General features: G+C 72.7%; 17 protein-coding genes and 2 pseudogenes. 15 read left to right on the plus strand and 4 right to left on the minus strand.

The genetic code is table 11. The features are described from left to right. Positions 1–123: 123 nt before the first annotated feature. Positions 124–729 (plus strand): Rv1733c family protein, encoded by a 606-nt coding sequence (locus CP975_RS03940; protein ID WP_055529491.1) that lies wholly within the window; start codon positions 124–126, stop codon positions 727–729. A gap of 165 nt (positions 730–894) precedes the next feature. Next, complete coding sequence (locus CP975_RS03945) at positions 895–3300, plus strand: right-handed parallel beta-helix repeat-containing protein (RefSeq protein WP_055529492.1); 2406 nt, start codon at positions 895–897, stop codon at positions 3298–3300. Here the strand turns inward: CP975_RS03945 and CP975_RS03950 are convergent. Continuing rightward, positions 3260–5602 carry a hypothetical protein gene (locus CP975_RS03950; RefSeq protein ID WP_150476578.1) on the minus strand — a complete coding sequence of 781 codons (2343 nt, stop codon included), beginning with the start codon at positions 5600–5602 and terminating at the stop codon, positions 3260–3262. The genes CP975_RS03945 and CP975_RS03950 overlap by 41 nt on opposite strands. 211 nt (positions 5603–5813) lie before the next feature. Here CP975_RS03950 and CP975_RS03955 point away from each other — a divergent pair, with 211 nt between their 5' ends. Beyond that, the gene (locus CP975_RS03955) at positions 5814–6758 is read left to right on the plus strand and encodes a DeoR/GlpR family DNA-binding transcription regulator (protein ID WP_246201393.1); all 945 of its coding nucleotides are present in this window, start codon (positions 5814–5816) and stop codon (positions 6756–6758) included. 59 nt (positions 6759–6817) lie between these two features. Further along, entirely contained in the window at positions 6818–7297 is a 480-nt protein-coding gene (locus CP975_RS03960) for an SRPBCC family protein (RefSeq protein ID WP_055529496.1), read from the plus strand. Positions 7298–7360: 63 nt separating this feature from the next. Here CP975_RS03960 and cds1 read toward each other — a convergent pair whose 3' ends face one another. Beyond that, positions 7361–8458 carry an L-cysteine desulfhydrase Cds1 gene (gene cds1, locus CP975_RS03965; protein WP_055529498.1) on the minus strand — a complete coding sequence of 366 codons (1098 nt, stop codon included), beginning with the start codon at positions 8456–8458 and terminating at the stop codon, positions 7361–7363. Between the two features lie 373 nt (positions 8459–8831). Here cds1 and CP975_RS03970 point away from each other — a divergent pair, with 373 nt between their 5' ends. The 6 genes from CP975_RS03970 to CP975_RS03995 all read left to right on the plus strand — a co-directional run bounded on the left by CP975_RS03970 (position 8832) and on the right by CP975_RS03995 (position 12970). After that, positions 8832–9161, plus strand: coding sequence for a hypothetical protein (locus CP975_RS03970; protein WP_055529500.1), 330 nt, complete (start codon positions 8832–8834; stop codon positions 9159–9161). Between the two features lie 270 nt (positions 9162–9431). Then, the gene (locus CP975_RS03975; protein ID WP_055529502.1) at positions 9432–9920 is read left to right on the plus strand and encodes an ATP-binding protein; all 489 of its coding nucleotides are present in this window, start codon (positions 9432–9434) and stop codon (positions 9918–9920) included. Positions 9921–10407: 487 nt separating this feature from the next. Further along, positions 10408–10992 carry a TetR/AcrR family transcriptional regulator gene (locus CP975_RS03980; RefSeq protein WP_246201394.1) on the plus strand — a complete coding sequence of 195 codons (585 nt, stop codon included), beginning with the start codon at positions 10408–10410 and terminating at the stop codon, positions 10990–10992. A 54-nt stretch (positions 10993–11046) separates the two neighbouring features. Next, positions 11047–11448: a (R)-mandelonitrile lyase gene (locus CP975_RS03985; RefSeq protein WP_055529506.1), complete on the plus strand. Its 402-nt coding sequence runs from the start codon at positions 11047–11049 to the stop codon at positions 11446–11448. Positions 11449–11465: 17 nt separating this feature from the next. Beyond that, complete coding sequence (locus CP975_RS03990; RefSeq protein WP_055529509.1) at positions 11466–12050, plus strand: DUF4865 family protein; 585 nt, start codon at positions 11466–11468, stop codon at positions 12048–12050. After that, positions 12047–12970 (plus strand): phosphotriesterase family protein, encoded by a 924-nt coding sequence (locus CP975_RS03995; protein ID WP_055529529.1) that lies wholly within the window; start codon positions 12047–12049, stop codon positions 12968–12970. Before CP975_RS03990 ends, CP975_RS03995 begins: the two co-directional genes overlap by 4 nt. A 41-nt stretch (positions 12971–13011) precedes the next feature. On the opposite strand, the pseudogene CP975_RS35680 reads toward CP975_RS03995, so the two are convergent. Beyond that, positions 13012–13074 (minus strand): annotated as a pseudogene (locus tag CP975_RS35680) (TetR family transcriptional regulator); the annotation flags it as partial. 53 nt (positions 13075–13127) lie between these two features. Here CP975_RS35680 and CP975_RS04005 point away from each other — a divergent pair. Then, on the plus strand, positions 13128–13532 hold the full coding sequence (locus CP975_RS04005) for a TetR family transcriptional regulator C-terminal domain-containing protein (RefSeq protein ID WP_199782943.1): 405 nt from the start codon (positions 13128–13130) through the stop codon (positions 13530–13532). 88 nt (positions 13533–13620) lie between these two features. Further along, positions 13621–14807, plus strand: a pseudogene (locus tag CP975_RS04010) (MFS transporter). A gap of 3 nt (positions 14808–14810) precedes the next feature. On the opposite strand, the gene CP975_RS04015 reads toward CP975_RS04010, so the two are convergent. After that, on the minus strand, positions 14811–16043 hold the full coding sequence (locus CP975_RS04015) for an ROK family protein (protein ID WP_055529511.1): 1233 nt from the start codon (positions 16041–16043) through the stop codon (positions 14811–14813). A gap of 128 nt (positions 16044–16171) precedes the next feature. Between CP975_RS04015 and CP975_RS36550 the strand changes: the two genes are divergently transcribed. The 3 genes from CP975_RS36550 (at position 16172) to CP975_RS04025 (ending at position 18289) form a co-directional block, all read left to right on the plus strand. After that, positions 16172–16321, plus strand: coding sequence for a hypothetical protein (locus CP975_RS36550; RefSeq protein ID WP_425474224.1), 150 nt, complete (start codon positions 16172–16174; stop codon positions 16319–16321). A 66-nt stretch (positions 16322–16387) separates the two neighbouring features. After that, positions 16388–17494 carry an MFS transporter gene (locus CP975_RS04020; RefSeq protein WP_425474225.1) on the plus strand — a complete coding sequence of 369 codons (1107 nt, stop codon included), beginning with the start codon at positions 16388–16390 and terminating at the stop codon, positions 17492–17494. Between the two features lie 51 nt (positions 17495–17545). Then, complete coding sequence (locus CP975_RS04025) at positions 17546–18289, plus strand: maleylpyruvate isomerase family mycothiol-dependent enzyme (RefSeq protein WP_055529513.1); 744 nt, start codon at positions 17546–17548, stop codon at positions 18287–18289. The last annotated feature ends 30 nt before the right edge of the window (positions 18290–18319 follow it).

Below are 18319 nucleotides of genomic sequence, written 5' to 3' on the forward strand. Positions count from 1 at the left end.
CGCGACTTCACCGGCGGACTTCGCGGGGCGGCCGCGCACGGTGATTTCGCTCTCTCTTCTCGCCATCCGCGCGCGAGCCGTGCCGTTCCTGATCAAGACGGACGCGGAAGGGGGTGCAGGTCTGTGCGGGCAATCGTCGGGCTCTGGCGCTGGCGGCACAATCCGCTGCGCCGCGGCACCGACCTCGCCGAGGCGTGGGTGGCCCTTGTCGCCCTGATGCTGATCCTCGTCGCCGTCCCCGTCATCGGCACGCTCACCACCGACCTCTCGCGAGAAGCCCTGCTCACCTCGGTGCGCGAGCAGCGCGAGGCCCGCCACGCGATCGTCGGCACGGTCCTGCGGAAGGTCTCCGCTCCCCCGCTCGACCCCGACCCCGAGACCTCGTCGGCGCGCGACGCCCACAGCCGCGTGCTCGCGCGCTGGTCGGCCCCGGACGGCACCGACCGCTCGGGGGTCGTCGTGGCCCAGCTCGACGCCCCGCGGCCCGGCGACCGCTTCAGACTGTGGACGGACGAGCGCGGCCGTGTCGTCGGCCGCCCGCTGGACAGCGCGACGGCGAGCGCGCACGCCGCCCTCGCCGGGCTCGGCGCGGCCACGGCGAGCGTCGCGCTGATCGAGGGCGCCCGCAGGCTCGTCGTGTGGCACCTCGTGCGGGGGCGTCATGCCCGCCTGGACCAGGCATGGGCCAAGGCCGGCCCCGACTGGGGCAGGACCGGCGCCGGTTCCTGACCGCCCGTTGACCGGACCCTGCGGGCGGGAGCCTGGCGATCGGGTCAACTCGCCCTGCTCACCCGCGCTACGGTGGACCGGCCGAACTCTTCGGCTCCTTGCGCATCGACGCAGCACATCGGGGCGAGATCCCGCATACGACTGAGGTGGGGGCAGAGCAACTCCATGGCACAGGGCACGGTCCAGGTGACGCACACCGGCACGTCGCGGTGGCGGCGCCGCACCGGCGAGTACGCATCGCTCGCCGCTGCCTTGGAGGCCGCGAGCGACGGCGACGTACTGACCGTCGCCGCGGGCACCTACCGCGAGAACCTCGTCGTCCAGCGTGCGGTGACCTTGCGCGGCCCCGAGGGCTCCGCCGGTTCCGTGCGCATCGCCCCGTCCGAGGGGGTGCCGCTCACGGTGCGCGCCTCCGCCGTCGTACAGGATCTGCACGTCGAGGGCCAGGACTCGTCCGCGCCCGCGCTGCTCGTCGAGGACGGCGCCCCGGAGCTGGCCGGCATCCGGGTCGTGACCCGCTCCTCGGCCGGCATAGAGGTACGGGGCGGCGCGCGCCCCACGGTGCGCCGCTGCACCGTCGACAACCCCGGCGGAATCGGCATCGCGGTGCTCGACGGTGGCGGCGGTGTCTTCGAGGAGTGCGAGATCGTCGCGGCAGGCCAGTCCGGCGTCGCGGTGCGCGGGGGTGCGCACCCCCGCCTGGAGCGCTGCCGGGTGCACCACGCCTCGGGCGCCGGTCTCTCGGTGACCGGCGAGCACACCGGCCTGGAGGCGATCGGCTGCGAGGTGTACGAGATCAAGGGCTCGGGCGTCCAGGTCACCGGGCGGGCGTCGGCGCATCTGACCGACTGCGACGTGCACCGGACCACCTCCGACGGCGTCACGCTCGACACGGACGCCGTTCTGACGCTGGCCGACTGCCGCATCCACGACATCCCGGAGAACGCGATCGACCTGCGCTCGCGCTCCGTTCTCACGCTGACGCGCTCCACGGTCCACCGCTTCGGGCGCAACGGCCTGTCGGTGTGGGACCCGGGCACGCGTGTGGACGCCAACCAGTGCGAGATCCACGACAGTACGGGCGACTATCCGGCGGTGTGGGTCAGCGACGGTGCGACGGCCGTCCTGGAGTCGTGCCGGGTGCGCGACGTGCCGGACGCGCTGTTCGTCCTGGACCGCGGCTCGCGCGTCGACGTCGTCGACAGCGACCTCTCCCAGGTGCGCAACACGGCGGTGTCGGTGAGCGACGGCGCGACCGCGCAGCTCGACGACTGCCGCATCCGCGAGGCGGCCACGGGCGCGTGGTTCCGTGACCACGGCAGCGGCGGCACGCTCGCCAACTGCACGGTCGACGCCGTCCAGACCGGTGTGATCGTCACCAAGGGCGCCGACCCCACCATCGAGCGCTGCACGGTCACCTCACCCGCCGAGGCCGGTTTCTACGTCTCCGCGGGCGGCCGCGGCAGCTTCCACGGCTGCCGGGTCAGCGGCAGCGGCGGCTACGGCTTCCATGTCATCGACGGCTGCCGTACGACGCTGAAGAAGTGCCGCACGGAGCGGTGCGCGCGCGGCGGCTTCGAGTTCTCGGAGGAGGGTCCGCTCGTCGAGGACTGCGCGAGCGACCAGAGCGGTGGCGTGCCCGCACCGGGGTCGGCGCCGCTGGAGACGCCCGCCGCGCAGACGCTCACGCAGACCGTCGGGCTGCTCGGCTCCGTCCCCGTCCAGCAGGCCCAGCAGCCGACAGCTCCTGAGAAGAGCGCCCGTGCCTCCAAGGAGGTCCTCGGCGAACTCGACGCGCTGGTCGGCCTGGACAGCGTCAAGCGGGAGGTGCGCGCCCTCACCGACATGATCGAGGTGGGCCGCCGCAGGCAGCAGGCCGGGCTCAAGGCCGCGTCCGTCCGCCGCCACCTGGTCTTCACGGGTTCGCCGGGTACGGGCAAGACGACCGTCGCGCGGCTCTACGGCGAGATCCTCGCCTCGCTCGGCGTCCTGGAGAGCGGTCACCTCGTCGAGGTCTCGCGCGTCGACCTGGTCGGGGAGCACATCGGCTCGACGGCGATCCGCACCCAGGAGGCCTTCGACCGGGCGCGGGGCGGCGTGCTGTTCATCGACGAGGCCTACGCCCTCTCCCCCGAGGACTCCGGGCGTGACTTCGGCCGTGAGGCCATCGACACGCTGGTGAAACTGATGGAGGACCATCGCGAGGCCGTCGTGGTGATCGTCGCGGGCTACACCGAGGAGATGCGGCGCTTCCTCTCCGTCAATCCGGGTGTGGCGTCCCGCTTCTCGCGGACCATCACCTTCAGCGACTACGTTCCCGAGGAGTTGCTGCGGATCGTGGAGCAGCAGGCCGAGGAGCACGAGTACCGGCTGGGCACGGGCGCGGGCGAGGCGCTGTTGAAGTACTTCACGGCGCTCCCGAAGGGGCCGGCGTTCGGCAACGGCCGCACCGCGCGGCAGACGTTCGAGGCGATGGTGGAGCGGCACGCGGGCCGGGTCGCCCAGCTGCCCGAGCCGAGCACGGACGATCTCACCCTGCTGTATCCGGAGGATCTGCCGGAGCTGGTGTGACCGCTTCCGGCGCCGCCGGCCTCGGGGACGGCACGACCGCCTTGAGGCGCGCGAGGAGCCGTGCGCGCTCCTCGGCGAAGGCGGGGTCGGCCTGGTAGCCGCCGTGGCCGTGGATGGGTGCCGGGAGCGGGTGGGTCTCCGTACGGCCGTAGGCCAGGGGGTCCTTGAGGGCGGCGCGGTCGACCTGGGGGCCGCAGGCGCCGCGGAGGTTGATGGGGCCGCCGATCGGGTCGGTGGGGCGGTGCAGATTGCGCCAGCAGTCGACCTCGCGGTGCAGGGAGGTGAGCGCCGCCGGGCCGAAGTGGGCGGGGAACCAGCGGCCGTAGAGACGCTCCAGGGGTGAGCCGTAGGTCAGCAGGGCGACGCGCCTGCGGACCGAGGGGCGCAGCTGCCAGGCGGCGGCCGCCGCGAGGACGCTGCCCTGGGAGTGCCCGGAGATGACGAGGCGTCCGCCCGTGGCGCTGGTGGCGCGGGTCCAGGCCGCCATGCGCCAGGTCAGGTCGGGGACCGCGCGCTCGGCGTAGCAGGGCGGCGCGAAGGGGTGGGCGGCGCGCGGCCAGAACGTACCGACGTCCCAGAGGATGCCGATGGTGCGGCGGGCCGAGGCGTCCTTGTAGGCGCGGCGGCCCCAGGTGACGAACAGTATGAAGCCGAAGCCGATCAGCCAGGAGCCGAGCGCCTGGGACGTCTCCCCCGCGCCCTCGACGACATCGGGCGCGCCCTGGGCCGCTTGTGCGGGGACCTTCTCCGTCAGCCACGCGCCGATGAGGGCTCCGGCGCCGAACAGCAGTGTGACGGCGGAGATGATGCCGACGAGCAGGGGGGCGCGGTCGGTGAGGGCGGCACGCGCGCGTGTGCCCGCGATGCGGCGGGTGCGCGCGGAGTCCTTGGGCTCGCCGGGGTAGTCGAGCGTCACCTTCGTCATCTCGCGGCGCTTGCGCTGGAGGGTGCGCAGGCCCAGCCAGGCACACAGTACGGCGACGACGACGAGGAGCGGCGGGATCACGGACGCCTGCCAGGTGAGCAGCACGGGCGGTCCGTCGATCGAGCCGTGGGTGCCGTCCAGCCAGTCGGCCACGCGCTGTGCGCCGCCGCCGGACATCACCCCGCCCAGCGCGCAGGACAGCATGGCGACGGCGGGGCCGCCGAGGCCGCGGATGGCGGTGCGGGCGTCGGGCGAGGTGCGGTACAGGGAGTGCGCCACCACCGCGAGGGCGACAACCAGCAGGCCCTGGGCGATCGCGATGCCGCCGAAGGTGGCGTCGCCCGGCAGCCTGCCCTCGGAGCGCCAGCCGGGGCGCGTCCAGCCCGCGTACAGGAAGGTCAGGACGAGCAGGGCGAGCGCGGCCAGGGGGAGGCCGCGCACGAGGGCCCGGTCCAGCTTGCGGTCGAGCTTGTGTTCGCTGCGCCCTCTGCGGCACACCACCCATACGACGGCTCCCCCGCCCAGGACGAGCGTCATGACGAGGGCCCAGCCGAGGATGTCGAGGAGCGCGGGGCCGCCGGGGCGCCGGTCGTGCCGCGCGGCCGAGGCGCCGACCGCCGCGGCGACGGTGAGCAACCCGGCGGCGGTGTGGGCGGCGCGCAGCCGGGCGACAAGGCGGCGGCCGTACCAGAATCCGGGCCTGCTGAGTGCGGTGCGGGTCGCCTCCTCCTCCTCGACCTCGGGCTTGTGGGGCAGCGGCTGCTGGGATTCGTACGCGCTCCAGGTGCGGTGGGAGAGGTACCAGAGCAGGCCGGTGAGGGCGGCGGGCAGCAGGGCGGCGAGGGCGAGCCGTCGGCCGGGCTGCGACCACCAGCCGCCCCGGCCCGCGTCGTCGGTCGCGAGGAAGCCGAGCCAGGCGCGGTCGGCGGCGCACCGGGGGGTGCCCGCGCACTGCCAGGCCGTGAGGTCGAGCGCGACCTCGCAGGCGGCGGCGACGAGCAGCACGGTGAGGGTGAGCCCGGTCAGCCGTACCAGGAGGCCGTAGGTGCGCACGAGGGGGCGGCGGTGGCGCGAGGTGGGGCGCATCCAGTGGGCGAGGTTCACGACCATGAAGGGCAGCAGCAGGAGCCACAGGGCGCGTGAGCCGTTGCCGGAGGTCAGGTTGCACCAGACGTAGGCTTCGGGGACCGGTTTGCCGCGGTAGTCGTCGGGGCGCTGCTCCGCGTCGGCGTCCTCGGTGCGGCGGAAGACGGCCGCCGTGTTGTCGCCGGAGATCCGCACGGTCCGCGGATCGCCCAGCATCTCTTCCGGTGTGGTGCCCCCGACTCCATGGACCAGGAGTTCCAGGGCGGTCTCGTCCTGCGTCGCACGCTCCACTGTTCCGCTTCCCCCGACATGTGCGTGGTGTGGGCACAAGGATCCCGGCTCGCGGATCCCGGCGCACCCCTCGTCACGTAATCTCCCCCTTCCGGGGCGGGCGTGAACCGCGCGCGGGGGGTGGCACCGGTGTCAGTGGCACATGCGAGGATGAGGCCCTGCGCGCCGGTCGGGCGCGGTCGGTGGACGAGGCAGAAGGGCCGGGCCGGGCGTGAGTGAGAATCAGAACCTCCTCGCCGAGCAGCGTCGTGCCCTGATCCTCGACGAAGTGCGCCGCAGGGGCGGGGTCCGTGTCAATGAACTGACCCGGAAGCTGGGCGTGTCCGACATGACCGTCCGCCGCGATCTCGACGCGCTGGCCCGTCAGGGCGTGCTGGAGAAGGTGCACGGCGGGGCGGTGCCGGTCGTCGAGGCGAGCACGCACGAGCCGGGGTTCGAGGCGAAGTCGGGCCTGGAGCCGACCGCCAAGGAGGACATCGCGCGGACGGCGGCGTCGCTGGCCGTCCCGGGCTCGGCGATCGCGCTGTCCGGTGGCACGACGACGTACGCGCTGGCGCACCACCTCCTGGACGTGCCGGACCTGACGGTGGTGACGAACTCGGTGCGGGTCGCGGATGTCTTCCACTCCGCGCAGCGCAGCTCCGGGCAGCGGCAGGGCATGGCGACGGTCGTGCTGACCGGCGGGGTGCGCACTCCGTCGGACTCGCTGGTGGGGCCGGTCGCGGATCAGGCGATCGCGTCGCTCCACTTCGACGTGCTCTTCCTGGGTGTGCACGGCATATCGCCGGAGGCGGGCCTGTCGACGCCGAATCTGGCCGAGGCGGAGACGAACCGCCGCCTGGTGCAGTCGGCGCGGCGCGTGGTCGTGGTCGCGGACCACACCAAGTGGGGCACGGTGGGCCTGAGTTCGTTCGCGGAGCTGTCGCAGGTCGACACGCTGGTGACCGACGCGGGGCTGCCCGCGGAGGCCCGTGCGGAGATCTCCGAGCGTCTGAACCGGCTCGTGGTGGCGGGCGAGCGCGAGGACGGCGGCGACGCGGAGGCTCTCCGCGCCGGGCACTCCGAGGGCGTCGAGGTCACCGCGGACGCTGAGGGCCCTGAGGGCACTTACGACCCCGGCGTCACTGAGCGGCACGAGGACTCCGCAGACATCTGACGAACCGCCAGCTATGGTGACCTTTCCCGGTCAACTACTCCGCTGGGGGGCAGAGTTCGATGACGCGCCGACTGAGCCCTGTGGGGCTCGAGTTCATCGAGTCCGCCGCGCTGCGCCTGGTGTTCACCCGCGAGCTGAGCGCCCCGCCCGAGGCGGTCTACCACGCCCTCGCCGTCGATGTGATGGCCTGGCCCACGTGGTTCTCGTCGGTCACGCGGTGCCGCCCGACCGACGGCGGCAAGGGACGCGAGGTCCTGCTCAAGGGTGGTACGCGCTTCCGGGAGACGATCCTCGCGGCCGAGGCGCCGGAGCGGTACGCCTACCGCGTCGACGAGACGAACGTGCCGGGTCCGCGGGCGCTCGTGGAGGAGTGGCGGCTCGTCCCGGCCGGGGCGGGCACCCGCGTGCGGTGGACGTTCGCCGCCGACGGTCCCGCCCCCTTCCGCCTCTCGCTCAGGATCGGCCGCGCGGGCCTGGGCCGGGCCTTCCGCGACGCGGTCACCGCGCTGGACCGCAGGCTCACGCAGAGCGAGGCGTAGCGTGTGCCCGCCGCTGCGTGGCTTGCTGAGCCTGCTTGCCGTGCCGGCGCGGCCCGACTCGGCCTACTTGGGCCACGCTCCCGTCGTCAGGAGCGTGTCGATGGCCTCGGCGTACGGCGTGATGTCCAGGCCCTGTTCGGCCAGCCACGCGTCCGAGTAGTACTTGTCCAGATAACGGTCGCCCGGGTCGCAGAGGAGGGTGACCACGCTGCCCGTGCGGCCCGCGGCCACCATCTCGGCGACGATCCTCAGGGCGCTCCACAGACCGGTGCCGGTCGAGCCGCCCGCCTTGCGGCCGATGGCCAGTTCCAGGGCGCGCACGGCGGCGACGGACGCCGCGTCCGGCACCTTCATCATGCGGTCGATCGCCCCGGGCACGAAGCTCGGTTCCATGCGGGGGCGGCCGATGCCCTCGATGCGGGAGCCGCAGTCGCTCGTGGCGTGCGGGTCGTGTTTCGTCCAGCCGTCGAAGAAGCAGGAGTTCTCCGGGTCGGCGACGCAGATGCGGGTGTCGTGCTGCATGTAGTGGACGTAGCGCGCGATGGTCGCCGAGGTGCCGCCGGTGCCGGCCGTGGCGACGATCCACGCGGGCTCGGGGTAGCGCTCCAACCTCAGCTGCTGGTAGATCGATTCGGCGATGTTGTTGTTCCCCCGCCAGTCGGTGGCCCGCTCCGCGTACGTGAACTGGTCCATGTAGTGGCCGCCGGTCTCGACGGCGAGGGCGGCCGACTCGGCGTACATCGTGCGCGAGTCGTCCACGAAGTGGCACTGCCCTCCGTGGAATTCGATCAGCCGGATCTTCTCGGCGCTCGTCGTGCGCGGCATGACCGCGACGAAGGGCACCCCGATCAGCTTCGCGAAGTACGCCTCGGAGAGGGCCGTGGAGCCGCTGGAGGCCTCGATGACCGGGCGGCCCGGCCTGATCCAGCCGTTGCACAGGCCGTAGAGGAAGAGCGAGCGCGCCAGGCGGTGCTTGAGGCTGCCGGTCGGGTGCGTCGACTCGTCCTTGAGGTACAGGTCGATGCCCCACTGCTCGGGCAGCGGGAAGCGCAGCAGATGGGTGTCGGCCGAGCGGTTGGCGTCGGCCTGGACCTTGCGGACGGCTTCTTTGAGCCAGGCGCGGTACTCCTCGTCGCTGTGGTCGACGTCGAGTGTGGGCATCGGCTCGTCGGCTCGATCCTGTCGGGGGGTGCTCACGGCGGGACTCCTTCGCGTCGTGCCGGACGCGATTCGGCGCGGCCGTACCCCTCGATCTTAAACACCCTTCACACGCTCCCCACCTGCATAAACACACCTTTGGGCGCCTCAAAGACACTGCTGGCGCAGCGGGCGGGCAGGCTCTGCGGGGAGGGGTGCGGGAGGGCGTCGACGGCCTGTCCGGACATCTCCGTGCGTACTGGTGCTCGACGCCGCGTGCGTGCAGACTGCCCCGCACGGGGCACCTGTCCCGGCAGGAGCAAATTCACCGGAGCCCATAGGTTCTGTGGAACCCATAGGTTCACCGAAGCCGAAGCGCACAAGGGGGCGGAACGTCATGGCGGAGCCGGAGTTCACGGCCACGGGCGTGCGGATCGGGCGGCGCTTGCGCTCCCTCACCCGAGCGGGGCAGGTCCGTATCGCCGACGGCAGGCTGGAGTTGCTCACCAGCTACGGCAAGGAGATCGACAGCGCGCCGGTGCAGGCGGTGCGCACGGGCAAGCCGTGGTTCGCCGCGGACGACCACGCGCTGGCCGAAGTGAACGGCAGGCGCTACCGGCTGACCCTCGGCGAGCGTGAACCGGGTCCGGGGCAGGGCGGGCCGCCGACCGTACGCCGGTTCATGGAGGCGGTACGCAGGGCCGCGGAGCGGTGTCGGCGAGGTTGAGCGCAGGGGCAGCGGAGCGGCGTCGGCGGGGCTGAGCGACAGGCAGCGGAGCGGCGTCGGCGAGGTTGAGCGGCGGTCGCGCGGCGCCACGCGCGAGTTGCACGCCCGCACCCCCTGAGTCACTCTGGTCTCACATCACTCTGGGTTTACCGGCGATGACGCTGAAGAACCAGCCCGCCGCCGGCCACGCAGCAGGCGGCAGACCACGCGGCCCCCTGCTCCGATCCGAACGTCGTCTTCTTCCGGACCTCAATTCGGGGAGTCGCAGCCGTGATCAGCCAACCAAGCAGGCATTGCACGGTAGAGCTCCAAGCTCTGCCATCGCGGATCCGCCAGGTCCGCAGAATCGTCTCTGCGCAGTTGCGCTACTGGCATCTCGATCCCTTGATAGACCAGGCAGCCCTCGGCGTGACCGAGTTGCTCAGCAACGTCCACCGGCACGCCGAGCCCGACAAGGAGTGCACCGTGGAGATCGAGCTGCTGCTCGACCGCCTCACGGTCTCCGTCCACGACCACGATCCACGGCTGCCCGAGGTCCACGAAGCCGACCCCTTCGACACCTGTGGCCGCGGCCTCGCGATGGTGGCGGCGGTGAGCGAGTCCTGGGGCGTGTGCCCGCAGGGTGACGCGGGAAAGACCGTGTGGTTCACGCTCCCCGCGCCGTGCCCCTCGGCGGTGGCGACCGTGCCGTCGTACCCCCTGTACGGGGCGGCCGGGTCGGCCGCGAAGACTCCCGCCCGGTCGGCCGTTGCCGGCTGACCGGGCGGTGACAGGCTCGCCGCGAGCGGCGGGATGGGGTTCGCCTTGTCGCGCCGGGAGCAGCGGGGCGGGCGGGGTTGTGTCCCCCCTGCTGTGCCAGGAATGGCGGGCCGCCGACTTGAGCCTCCTCCCCATGAACCTCGTATCTCACGGGACAGGGCATGCCACCCCGGCCCCCGCAGCACATCGAGGCGTGCCGCCCGCCGAGCGGGGCGCGGGCCCGCCGCGGCTCCCGCGGCCGGGCCCACCGGCGCGGCCACCGCGAGCCGCCCCGGCGGAACGGCGAACGCGAAGGCGCTGAGCCGATCTCACCGGAGGCGAAGCGGCGGAGCGGGGTCGCGGCGCCGATCACGACGGGCGTCCGGATCAGCGGGAAGACCAGGATCCACGGGCCACAGGCCCGCCGTCCTCGTGCGCCACGGTCTCCAGCCGACGCACTTCCTTCAGCCGACGCCATTCTGTACCTACTAGTATGTACACTGGCTCCATGAGCACTCCGGAGCGCCTGATCGAGTCCACGCGCGAGCTGCTGTGGGAGCGGGGCTATGTCGGTACGAGCCCCAAGGCCATCCAGCAGCACGCGGGCGCGGGGCAAGGCAGTATGTACCACCACTTCGCGGGCAAACCCGACCTCGCGCTCGCCGCGATCCGGCGTACGGCCGAGGAGATGCGAGCCACCGCCGAGGCGGCCCTCGGCGGCTCCGGCTCGGCGTACGCGCGCGTCGAGGCGTATCTGCTGCGTGAGCGCGACGTGTTGAGGGGCTGCCCGGTCGGGCGGCTCACGATGGATCCGGACGTCATCGCGAGCGACGAATTGCGCGCGCCCGTGACCGAGACCCTCGACTGGCTGCGCGACCGGCTCGCGGGGATCCTCGAAGAGGGGGTGGCCCAGGGCGAGTTCACCGATGCGCTCGTGCCCCGGGAGATCGCGTCCACGGTCGTCGCGACCGTGCAGGGCGGCTATGTCCTCGCCCGCTCGTCCGGCGCGCCGGCCGCTTTCGACGCGGCGGTACGCGGCCTGCTCGCGCTACTCGGCGCCTGCGCCGCCCCTTCCGGCACCACCCGTCACTAGGGCGTGTCCGGCTACTGCCGCCCCTACCACCACTACCGCCCACGGAGTCGTACGTTGCACATCACCCGCAATCGGCCCGACAGCCGGCGAGGGCCCGCCGAGCACTTCACCGGTACGGTCTGGCTCGACGAGCTGGCCGCACCCCCGCCCCCCTCCCGGCTGCGCATGTTCAGCGTCCACTTCGCCCCGGGCGCCCGCACCGCCTGGCACCGCCACCCGCACGGCCAGGTCCTGCACGTCACGGAGGGCGAGGGTCTCGTGCAGCGCGAGTCGGGTCCCGTCGAGGCGATCCGGGCGGGCGACACGGTCTGGATCGAACCGGGTGAGGCGCACTGGCACGGCGCGGGGCCGCGCACGTTCATGACGCACCTCGCCGTGGTCGAGGCCGCCGAGGACGGCACGACCGCCGACTGGGGCGCCCTGGCCGGCGCCGACACCTACCCCAACTGCTGCTGAAACCACGGGAGTACGCGTTGCACGCGATGCAGTACGAGATCACCCTGCCCGCCGACTACGACATGGGCATCATCCGTCACCGCGTCGAGACGAAGGGGCACCTCCTGGACGCCTTCGCGGGGCTCGGATTCAAGGCCTACCTGATGCGCGAACGCGGCAGGGACGGCTCGCCCGTCAACCAGTACGCGCCGTTCTACCTCTGGAACACCGCGGCGGGCATGAATTCCTTCCTCTGGGGGCCGGGCTTCCAGGGGCTCATCGACGATTTCGGGCGACCGGTGGTGCAGCACTGGTCGGCTGTCGCCTACGAGGATTCGGCTCCGTCCGCGGTTGCGCCGAGGGCGGCGGTGCGCCACCGCCGGCGGATCCCCGAGTCCACGCGGCTCCCTGAGCTGGCCGATCAACTCACCCATGAGGTCGAGACATTGGTCAGGGTGGACGGCGCGGTGAGCGCGATCGCCGCCGTTGACCCCCGGACCTGGGAAGTAGTGCACTTCTCACTCTGGGAGCACGAGGCGCCCGAGGGGACGGGGGACGTCTTCCAGGTACTGCACCTGTCGACGCCCGAGCGCGGGAAACTGGCGACAGGGCGGCAGTGGTGACCTCCGCCCCCGGAAAGGTCCGTACGGTTCTCGGTGACATCGCCCCGGCGGACCTCGGGGTCTGCGACGCCCACGACCATCTCTTTCTGCGCAGCCCCCAACTGCCCGGCCAGGAGCTGGAGTCGGCCGGAGCGGCCGCCGAGGAGCTGGCCGAGTTCCGGGCGGCGGGGGGACGCGGCCTCGTGCAGTGGACACCACACGGGATGGGGCGGCGCGCTGAGCTGCTTCCGGAGCTGTCCAGGGCGACGGGCGTGCGTATCGTCGCCGCGACGGGGTTGCATCAAGCCGTCCACTACGTACCGGAGTCGCTGGAGCGGCTGCGCACGGGGGGTCTCGCGGAGCTGTTCTTCCGCGAACTCACCGAAGGCATCGCGGACTCCGGGGTGCGGGCCGGGCTGATCAAGGTCGCGGGCGGCTTCCACGGGCTCGACGACCACGCCCGCTGGACGATGACCGCCGCGGCCGAGGCCCATCACGCGACGGGCGCGCCGATCGCCGTCCACCTGGAGCTGGGCACCGCCGCGCTGGACGTACTCGACCTGCTCTGCGGCGAGTTGGCGGTTCCTCCGCACCGGGTGATCCTCGGCCACCTCAACCGCTTCCCCGACCTCGGCCTCCACCAGCAAGCCGCCGAGGCGGGCGTCTTCCTGGCTTTCGACGGCCCCTCCCGGACCCACCACGCCACGGACTGGCGCATGCCGGACGCGGTGCGCTCCCTGGCCGACGCGGGCTTCGGGGACCGCCTGCTTCTGGGCGGCGACACGACCACGGCGGGGGCGCGGTCAGTGCGCGGCGGGCCCGGAATGCCGTACCTGCTGCGCGGGATGCGACCCCGGCTCGAAAGCGCCGTGGGCGAGGAGCTGACGCAGCGGATCCTCACGCTCAACGCGGCGCGCGCCTTCGGGGTCGAGTGGGCTTAGCCCCGGGCGCGGAGACCACGTATTGCACTGACTGTTCCAAAATCGTGCTTGCTGTGGAACGTGTTGTAGATGCTGCTGCGGCCCAGGCCGGTCGCTTCGCACAGGTCCTGGGTCGAGGTGTCTGCTCCGGCGCGCCCTGGCCCGCTACATGGAGACCATGAACGCCGGGCAGATCGAGATCCTGGAGGACGTGGAGCGCCCGGGCATCGAGCGCGTCCGCGCCCTGCTCGCCCGGGTGATCGAGGGCGAGTTCGAGCACCGGGAGGACGGACACAGCATCGGCTGCCTCACCGTCAACACGACCGTCGAACTCGCCGCGCGCGACCCCGAGGCCGCCGCGCTGCTGGAGCGGGACCTCGCGACGCGGCTCGCCATGCTGCGCACCGCGATCCGGTCCGGACAGCAGGACGGCGACATCACGACGCGGCGGAGTGCGGACGCCCTCGCCCGGTACGTCAACGCCGTCATCGGCGGCATGCGGATCTCCGCGCAGGGCGGCGCCGACCGGGCCACCCTGGAGTCCATCGCGGAGACCGCGCTCGACGCGCTGACGGTCCGCTAGCCACAGGCACCCCACCCGCCCACTCACTTCTCCACGCCCTTGTTTTGTACTCACCTATCTAAACCCTGCCCGACAGGAGTACACCGCCATGCCCCCCGCCGTATACGTCCTGGCCCTCGGCATCTTCGCCCTGGTGACCAGCGAATTCGTGGTCGCCGGCCTGATGCCGCAGATGGCCGAGGGACCGAACGCCACGATCCCTGAGATCGGCTATCTCATCACCGCCTTCGCCGCCGCGATGGCACTCGGCGGCCCCTTCCTGACGGTCGCCCTGCTGAGGATGCGTCAGAACTCGTCCCTGCTCCTGCTCTTCGGCATCTTCCTCGCCGGCAACGTGCTCGCGGCGCTCGCGCCCGACTACCGGACCATGCTGGCGGCCCGCGTACTCACCGCATCGCGTCACAGGCCTTCTTCGGCGTCTCCATCTGCCTGGCCTCCCGCATCACCGCGCCCGCGGTGCGCGGGCGCGCCGTCGCCGTGGCACTCAACGGGCTGATGCTGGGCACGCTGCTCGGCCTGCCGCTCTCCACCGTCATCGGTGAGCACCTGGGCTGGCGCGCCGCGTTCTGGGCCATCACCGCCCTGACCACGCTCGCCGGGGTGCCGAGCGCCGACGGCGAGTCCGACGAGGGCGGCGGCCTCCGTCAGGAACTGGGCGCCTTCCGCAATCCACGACTCTGGCTCACCCTCACCACCAGCACGTTCGTCATCGGCGCCACCTTCTCCGCCTTCAGCTACCTGAACCCGATCCTCACCGAGATCACCGGCTTCTCCGCCGGGACCGTTCCGCTGCTGCTCATCGCGTACGGCGCTGCCACCGTCGTCGGCAACACGGTCGTCGGACGGCTCGCCGACCGCCGCACCGTCCCCGTGCTCGTCGTCGGCCTCGCGCTGAACCTCGCCTTCCTCACCGGGTTCGCCCTTTTCGCCCAACTGACCGTCCCGGCTGTCGTGTTGCTGATGGGCATCGGCCTGGTCGGGGTCACCATGAACCCGGCGCTCGTGACCCGCGTCCAGCGCACCGGCAACGCACGGCCACTGGTGAACACGGTCCACTCCTCGTTCATCACGCTCGGCATCATCATCGCCACATCCGTAGGAGGCCCCGCCATCGACACCTTCGGTCTGCGCGCACCGCTGTGGATCGGCGCGGGGCTCGCGGTGCTCGGGCTCGGCACGCTGCTGCCGGACGTACTGCGCCGCCGCACCGAAGCGCGTACAGCCACAGCCGTGGTCGCGACTCCGGCAACGGAGGCAGCCACCGCCGCCGGATAGGAATCAGCCCAGCGCGCGCAGGGGGTCGTCCAGCACCGGCTGCCAAGCCAACTCCGCGGCCCCGACCAGGCTGTTGTGGTCCAGCGTGCAGGCGAGGATCGGTACGCTGCCGCTGCGCCCCCACAGGCTGCGGTCCGCGACGACGGCGCGCAGCCGCTCCGGGTCCGCCTCCAGGAGGGCGCGGTGCAGGCCGCCCAGGATGATCCGGTCCGGGTTGAGGAGGTTGACCAACCCCGCGAGGCCGAGCCCCAGCCGGTCGATCAGCGCCTCGGCGGCCGAGCGCACGGACGGGTCGTCGTACGCCTCGCGGAGCAGGGCGCGGGCCTGCACGAGCAGCCCCTCGGGCCCGGGCTCGCGGCCCGACTCCGTCAGGAAGGCGAGGGGATCCGTCTCGACGTCCAGGCAGCCCCGGCTCCCGCAGTAACACGGCCGCCCCTCGGGGTTCACGGTGAGGTGGCCGACCTCCAGGGCGAGACCCGAACTCCCGGTGTGCAGGCGGCCGTCGAGGACGAGGGCCCCGCCCACGCCACGGTGGCCGGTCGCCACGCACAGCAGGTCCCTGGCGCCGCGCCCCGCGCCGTGGCGGTGCTCGGCGAGCGCGGCGAGGTTCACGTCGTTCCCGGCGAAGGCCGGCCCCTCGATGCCCGCCGCGCGGACGCACTCGGTGAAGATCTCACGGACCTGCGCGCCCGCGGGCCAGGCCAGGTGCAGCGGATTGAGGGCGGTGCCCTCCGGCTCGGCCACCGCGGACGGCACCGCGAGGCCCGCCCCCACACAGCGCCTGCCGGTCTCCCGCAGCAGCCGCGCGCCCGCGTCGACCACGGAACCGAGGACCTGCGCGGGGTCGGCGTCGATGGTCTCGCAGCCGGGTGCGGTCGCGACCGTACGCCCGCCGAGCCCGACCAGCGCGGCCCGGAAGCCGTCGGCATGCACCTGCGCCGCCAGCACGACGGGCCCCTCGTCCGCGACCGCGAGGCGGTGCGAGGGCCTGCCCTGCGAGCCCGCGGCCGCGCTCGGCCTGGCGTCGATCCGGATCAGACCGAGCGCTTCGAGCTCGGCGGCGACGGCACCCGCCGTAGCGCGCGTGACGCCCAGCTCGGACGTGAGCACGGCACGGGTGGGAGCGCGCCCGGTGTGCACCAGTTCGAGCGCGGGACCCAGCGCGCCGCGCCCTCGCTCCAGGCGGGTACGCGTGGTCACTTCCCCCTCGGCACGGGGGTCAGCCTTGCCGTTCATGAGGGCGAGTCTCCCATGATCCGTACACGGCCTCGCCGTTCGCGCGCCATCCGTCGTTCCTCCATGAAGCCGCCCGCCTCCCCGAGACGGCCTTGTACGCCGTCGGTCCGCGCCCCTACCCTGATTTTGTGCCGCTACTAAACAAACTAGGAACCGCAGCGCCGCGGCCCACCGCCCCCGGTCTCCGCCGTCTGCGCGTGGCGCTCACCGTCTTCTTCGCCCTCGACGGCTTCGTGTTCGCCGGGTGGGTCGTCCGCATCCCCGCCATCAAGGAATAGACCGGGGCCTCCGCGAGCGGGCTCGGGCTCGCCCTGCTCGCCGTCTCCGCAGGCGCGGTCGTCACGATGACCCTGACGGGACAGCTGTGCCGTCGCTACGGCAGCCTGCCCGTGACGGTCGCCTGCGGAGTACTGCTCCCGCTGAGCGTGGTGCTGCCTCCGCTCACGGATTCGGTCCTCGTCCTCGGGCTCGTCCTGCTCGTCTTCGGAGCCGCGTACGGCGGTATCAGCGTCGCGATGAACAGCGCCGCCGTCGACCTGGTGAGCACGCTGCGGCGGCCCGTGATGCCCAGCTTCCACGCGGCCTTCAGCCTCGGCGGCATGCTCGGCGCGGGCCTCGGCGGCCTGGTCGCGGGGCACCTCTCCCCCACCCCTCACCTGCTCGGCGTCACCGTCCTCGGCCTCGCGGTCACCGCCGCGGCGGCGCCGACGCTGCTGCGGCGCGGGGCGGCGGACCTCCTGCGTGAGCACACTCCCGCCCGGCCACACGTCCCGTCCGGGGCAGGCGGTTCGCGCCGCATGGACCGTCGTACCCGCGGCCTCGTCCTGGTCTTCGGGCTCATCGCCCTGTGCACCGCGTACGGCGAGGGCGCCGTCGCGGACTGGGGCCCGCTCCACCTGGAGCAGGATCTGCACGCGCACCCGGGAGTCGCCGCCGCGGCCTACGCGTGCTTCGCCTTCGCCATGACCATCGGCAGGCTCTCGGGCACCACCCTCCTGGAACGGCTCGGGCGGACCCGCACGGTCGTCGGCGGCGGCGCGACGGCGTGCGCCGGGATGCTGCTCGGGGCCCTCGCCCCCTCCACGGGCCTCGCCTTCGTGGGCTTCGCGGTCACCGGGCTCGGCCTCGCCAACATCTTCCCCGTGGCGGTCGAACGAGCCGGAGCGCTCGCGGGCCCCGGCGGGGTCGCCGCCGCGTCGACGCTCGGCTACGGCGGCATGCTCGTCGGGCCGCCCCTCATCGGGTTCATGGCGGACCGGTACTCCCTGCCCGCCGCCCTGACGAGCGTGGCCGTGCTGGCCGGGGTCGCCGCGTGCGTCGGGTTCGCGACGCGGCAGACAGAGCGCACGGAGCGTACTGATCGTTCGGAGTACATGGAGCGCACGGGGCGCATGGAACGTACGGAGCACACAGCACATCCGGAGCGCAAGCGATCCACGGAAACGGTCTGACATATTCCGGAGGCTTCCGTTCGAGCGCGCTCCATCCGACACAATCCCCGCATGGACATTTCCCGGCACGTTCAAGTAGTCAGCGAGGAAGGGCGGTTGCTGGCCCGGGCCGCCGAGGAGGCCGGGCCCGACGCCAAGGTGCCCACCTGTCCGGACTGGGAGGTACGGGACCTGCTGCGGCACACCGGCATGGTGCACCGCTGGGCCGCGGCGTTCATCACGGAGCGGCGCACCGAGTTCCGGCTCGGCGGGCAGCTGCCCGACCTGGACGGCGCGGCACTCCTCGACTGGTTCCGCGAGGGGCACGCCACCCTGGTGGACACGCTCACCACCGCGCCGCCGGACGTCGAGTGCTGGGCGTTCCTGCCCTCCCCCTCGCCGCTGGCCTTCTGGGCGCGGCGACAGGCGAACGAGACGACCGTCCACCGGGTCGACGCCGAGGCCGCGCGCGGCGGCACGCCGTCGCCGGTGGGCGTCGAGTTCGCCGTGGACGGGATCGAGGAGCTGCTGCTGGGCTTCCACGCCCGCGAGAAGAGCCAGGTGCGCAGCGCCATCCCCCGGGTACTGCGGGTGCGGGCCACGGACGCGGCCGCCGAGTGGAGTTGGACCGTACACCTGTCCGAGGGGTCGCCGATCGCGGAGCGCGGCGCGACGGCCGCCGCCGACTGCGAGGTGTCCGGGCAGGCGGCGCGCCTCTATCTGGCGCTGTGGAACCGGCTGCCGTTCCCCGAGGTGACCGGCGATCGCTCGCTCGCGGCGCTGTGGCGGCAGAAGTCCGGCATCGTCATGCGGTGAGGGCGGGCGTCGGGGCCGGCCCGGTGGGTG

This window comes from Streptomyces alboniger (assembly GCF_008704395.1).
GTDB lineage: Bacteria > Actinomycetota > Actinomycetes > Streptomycetales > Streptomycetaceae > Streptomyces > Streptomyces alboniger.

What these genes read in the sequence shown, in the direction of transcription:
- CP975_RS03945 (WP_055529492.1), top strand. Translation starts at nt 895, where the DNA reads ATGGCACAGGGCACGGTCCAGGTGACGCACACCGGCACGTCGCGGTGG.
- CP975_RS03960 (WP_055529496.1), top strand. Translation starts at nt 6,818, where the DNA reads ATGACGCGCCGACTGAGCCCTGTGGGGCTCGAGTTCATCGAGTCCGCC.
- cds1 (WP_055529498.1), bottom strand. Translation starts at nt 8,458, where the DNA reads ATGCCCACACTCGACGTCGACCACAGCGACGAGGAGTACCGCGCCTGG.
- CP975_RS03970 (WP_055529500.1), top strand. Translation starts at nt 8,832, where the DNA reads ATGGCGGAGCCGGAGTTCACGGCCACGGGCGTGCGGATCGGGCGGCGC.
- CP975_RS03980 (WP_246201394.1), top strand. Translation starts at nt 10,408, where the DNA reads ATGAGCACTCCGGAGCGCCTGATCGAGTCCACGCGCGAGCTGCTGTGG.
- CP975_RS04005 (WP_199782943.1), top strand. Translation starts at nt 13,128, where the DNA reads ATGAACGCCGGGCAGATCGAGATCCTGGAGGACGTGGAGCGCCCGGGC.
- CP975_RS04015 (WP_055529511.1), bottom strand. Translation starts at nt 16,043, where the DNA reads ATGAACGGCAAGGCTGACCCCCGTGCCGAGGGGGAAGTGACCACGCGT.
- CP975_RS04020 (WP_425474225.1), top strand. Translation starts at nt 16,388, where the DNA reads ATGACCCTGACGGGACAGCTGTGCCGTCGCTACGGCAGCCTGCCCGTG.
- CP975_RS04025 (WP_055529513.1), top strand. Translation starts at nt 17,546, where the DNA reads ATGGACATTTCCCGGCACGTTCAAGTAGTCAGCGAGGAAGGGCGGTTG.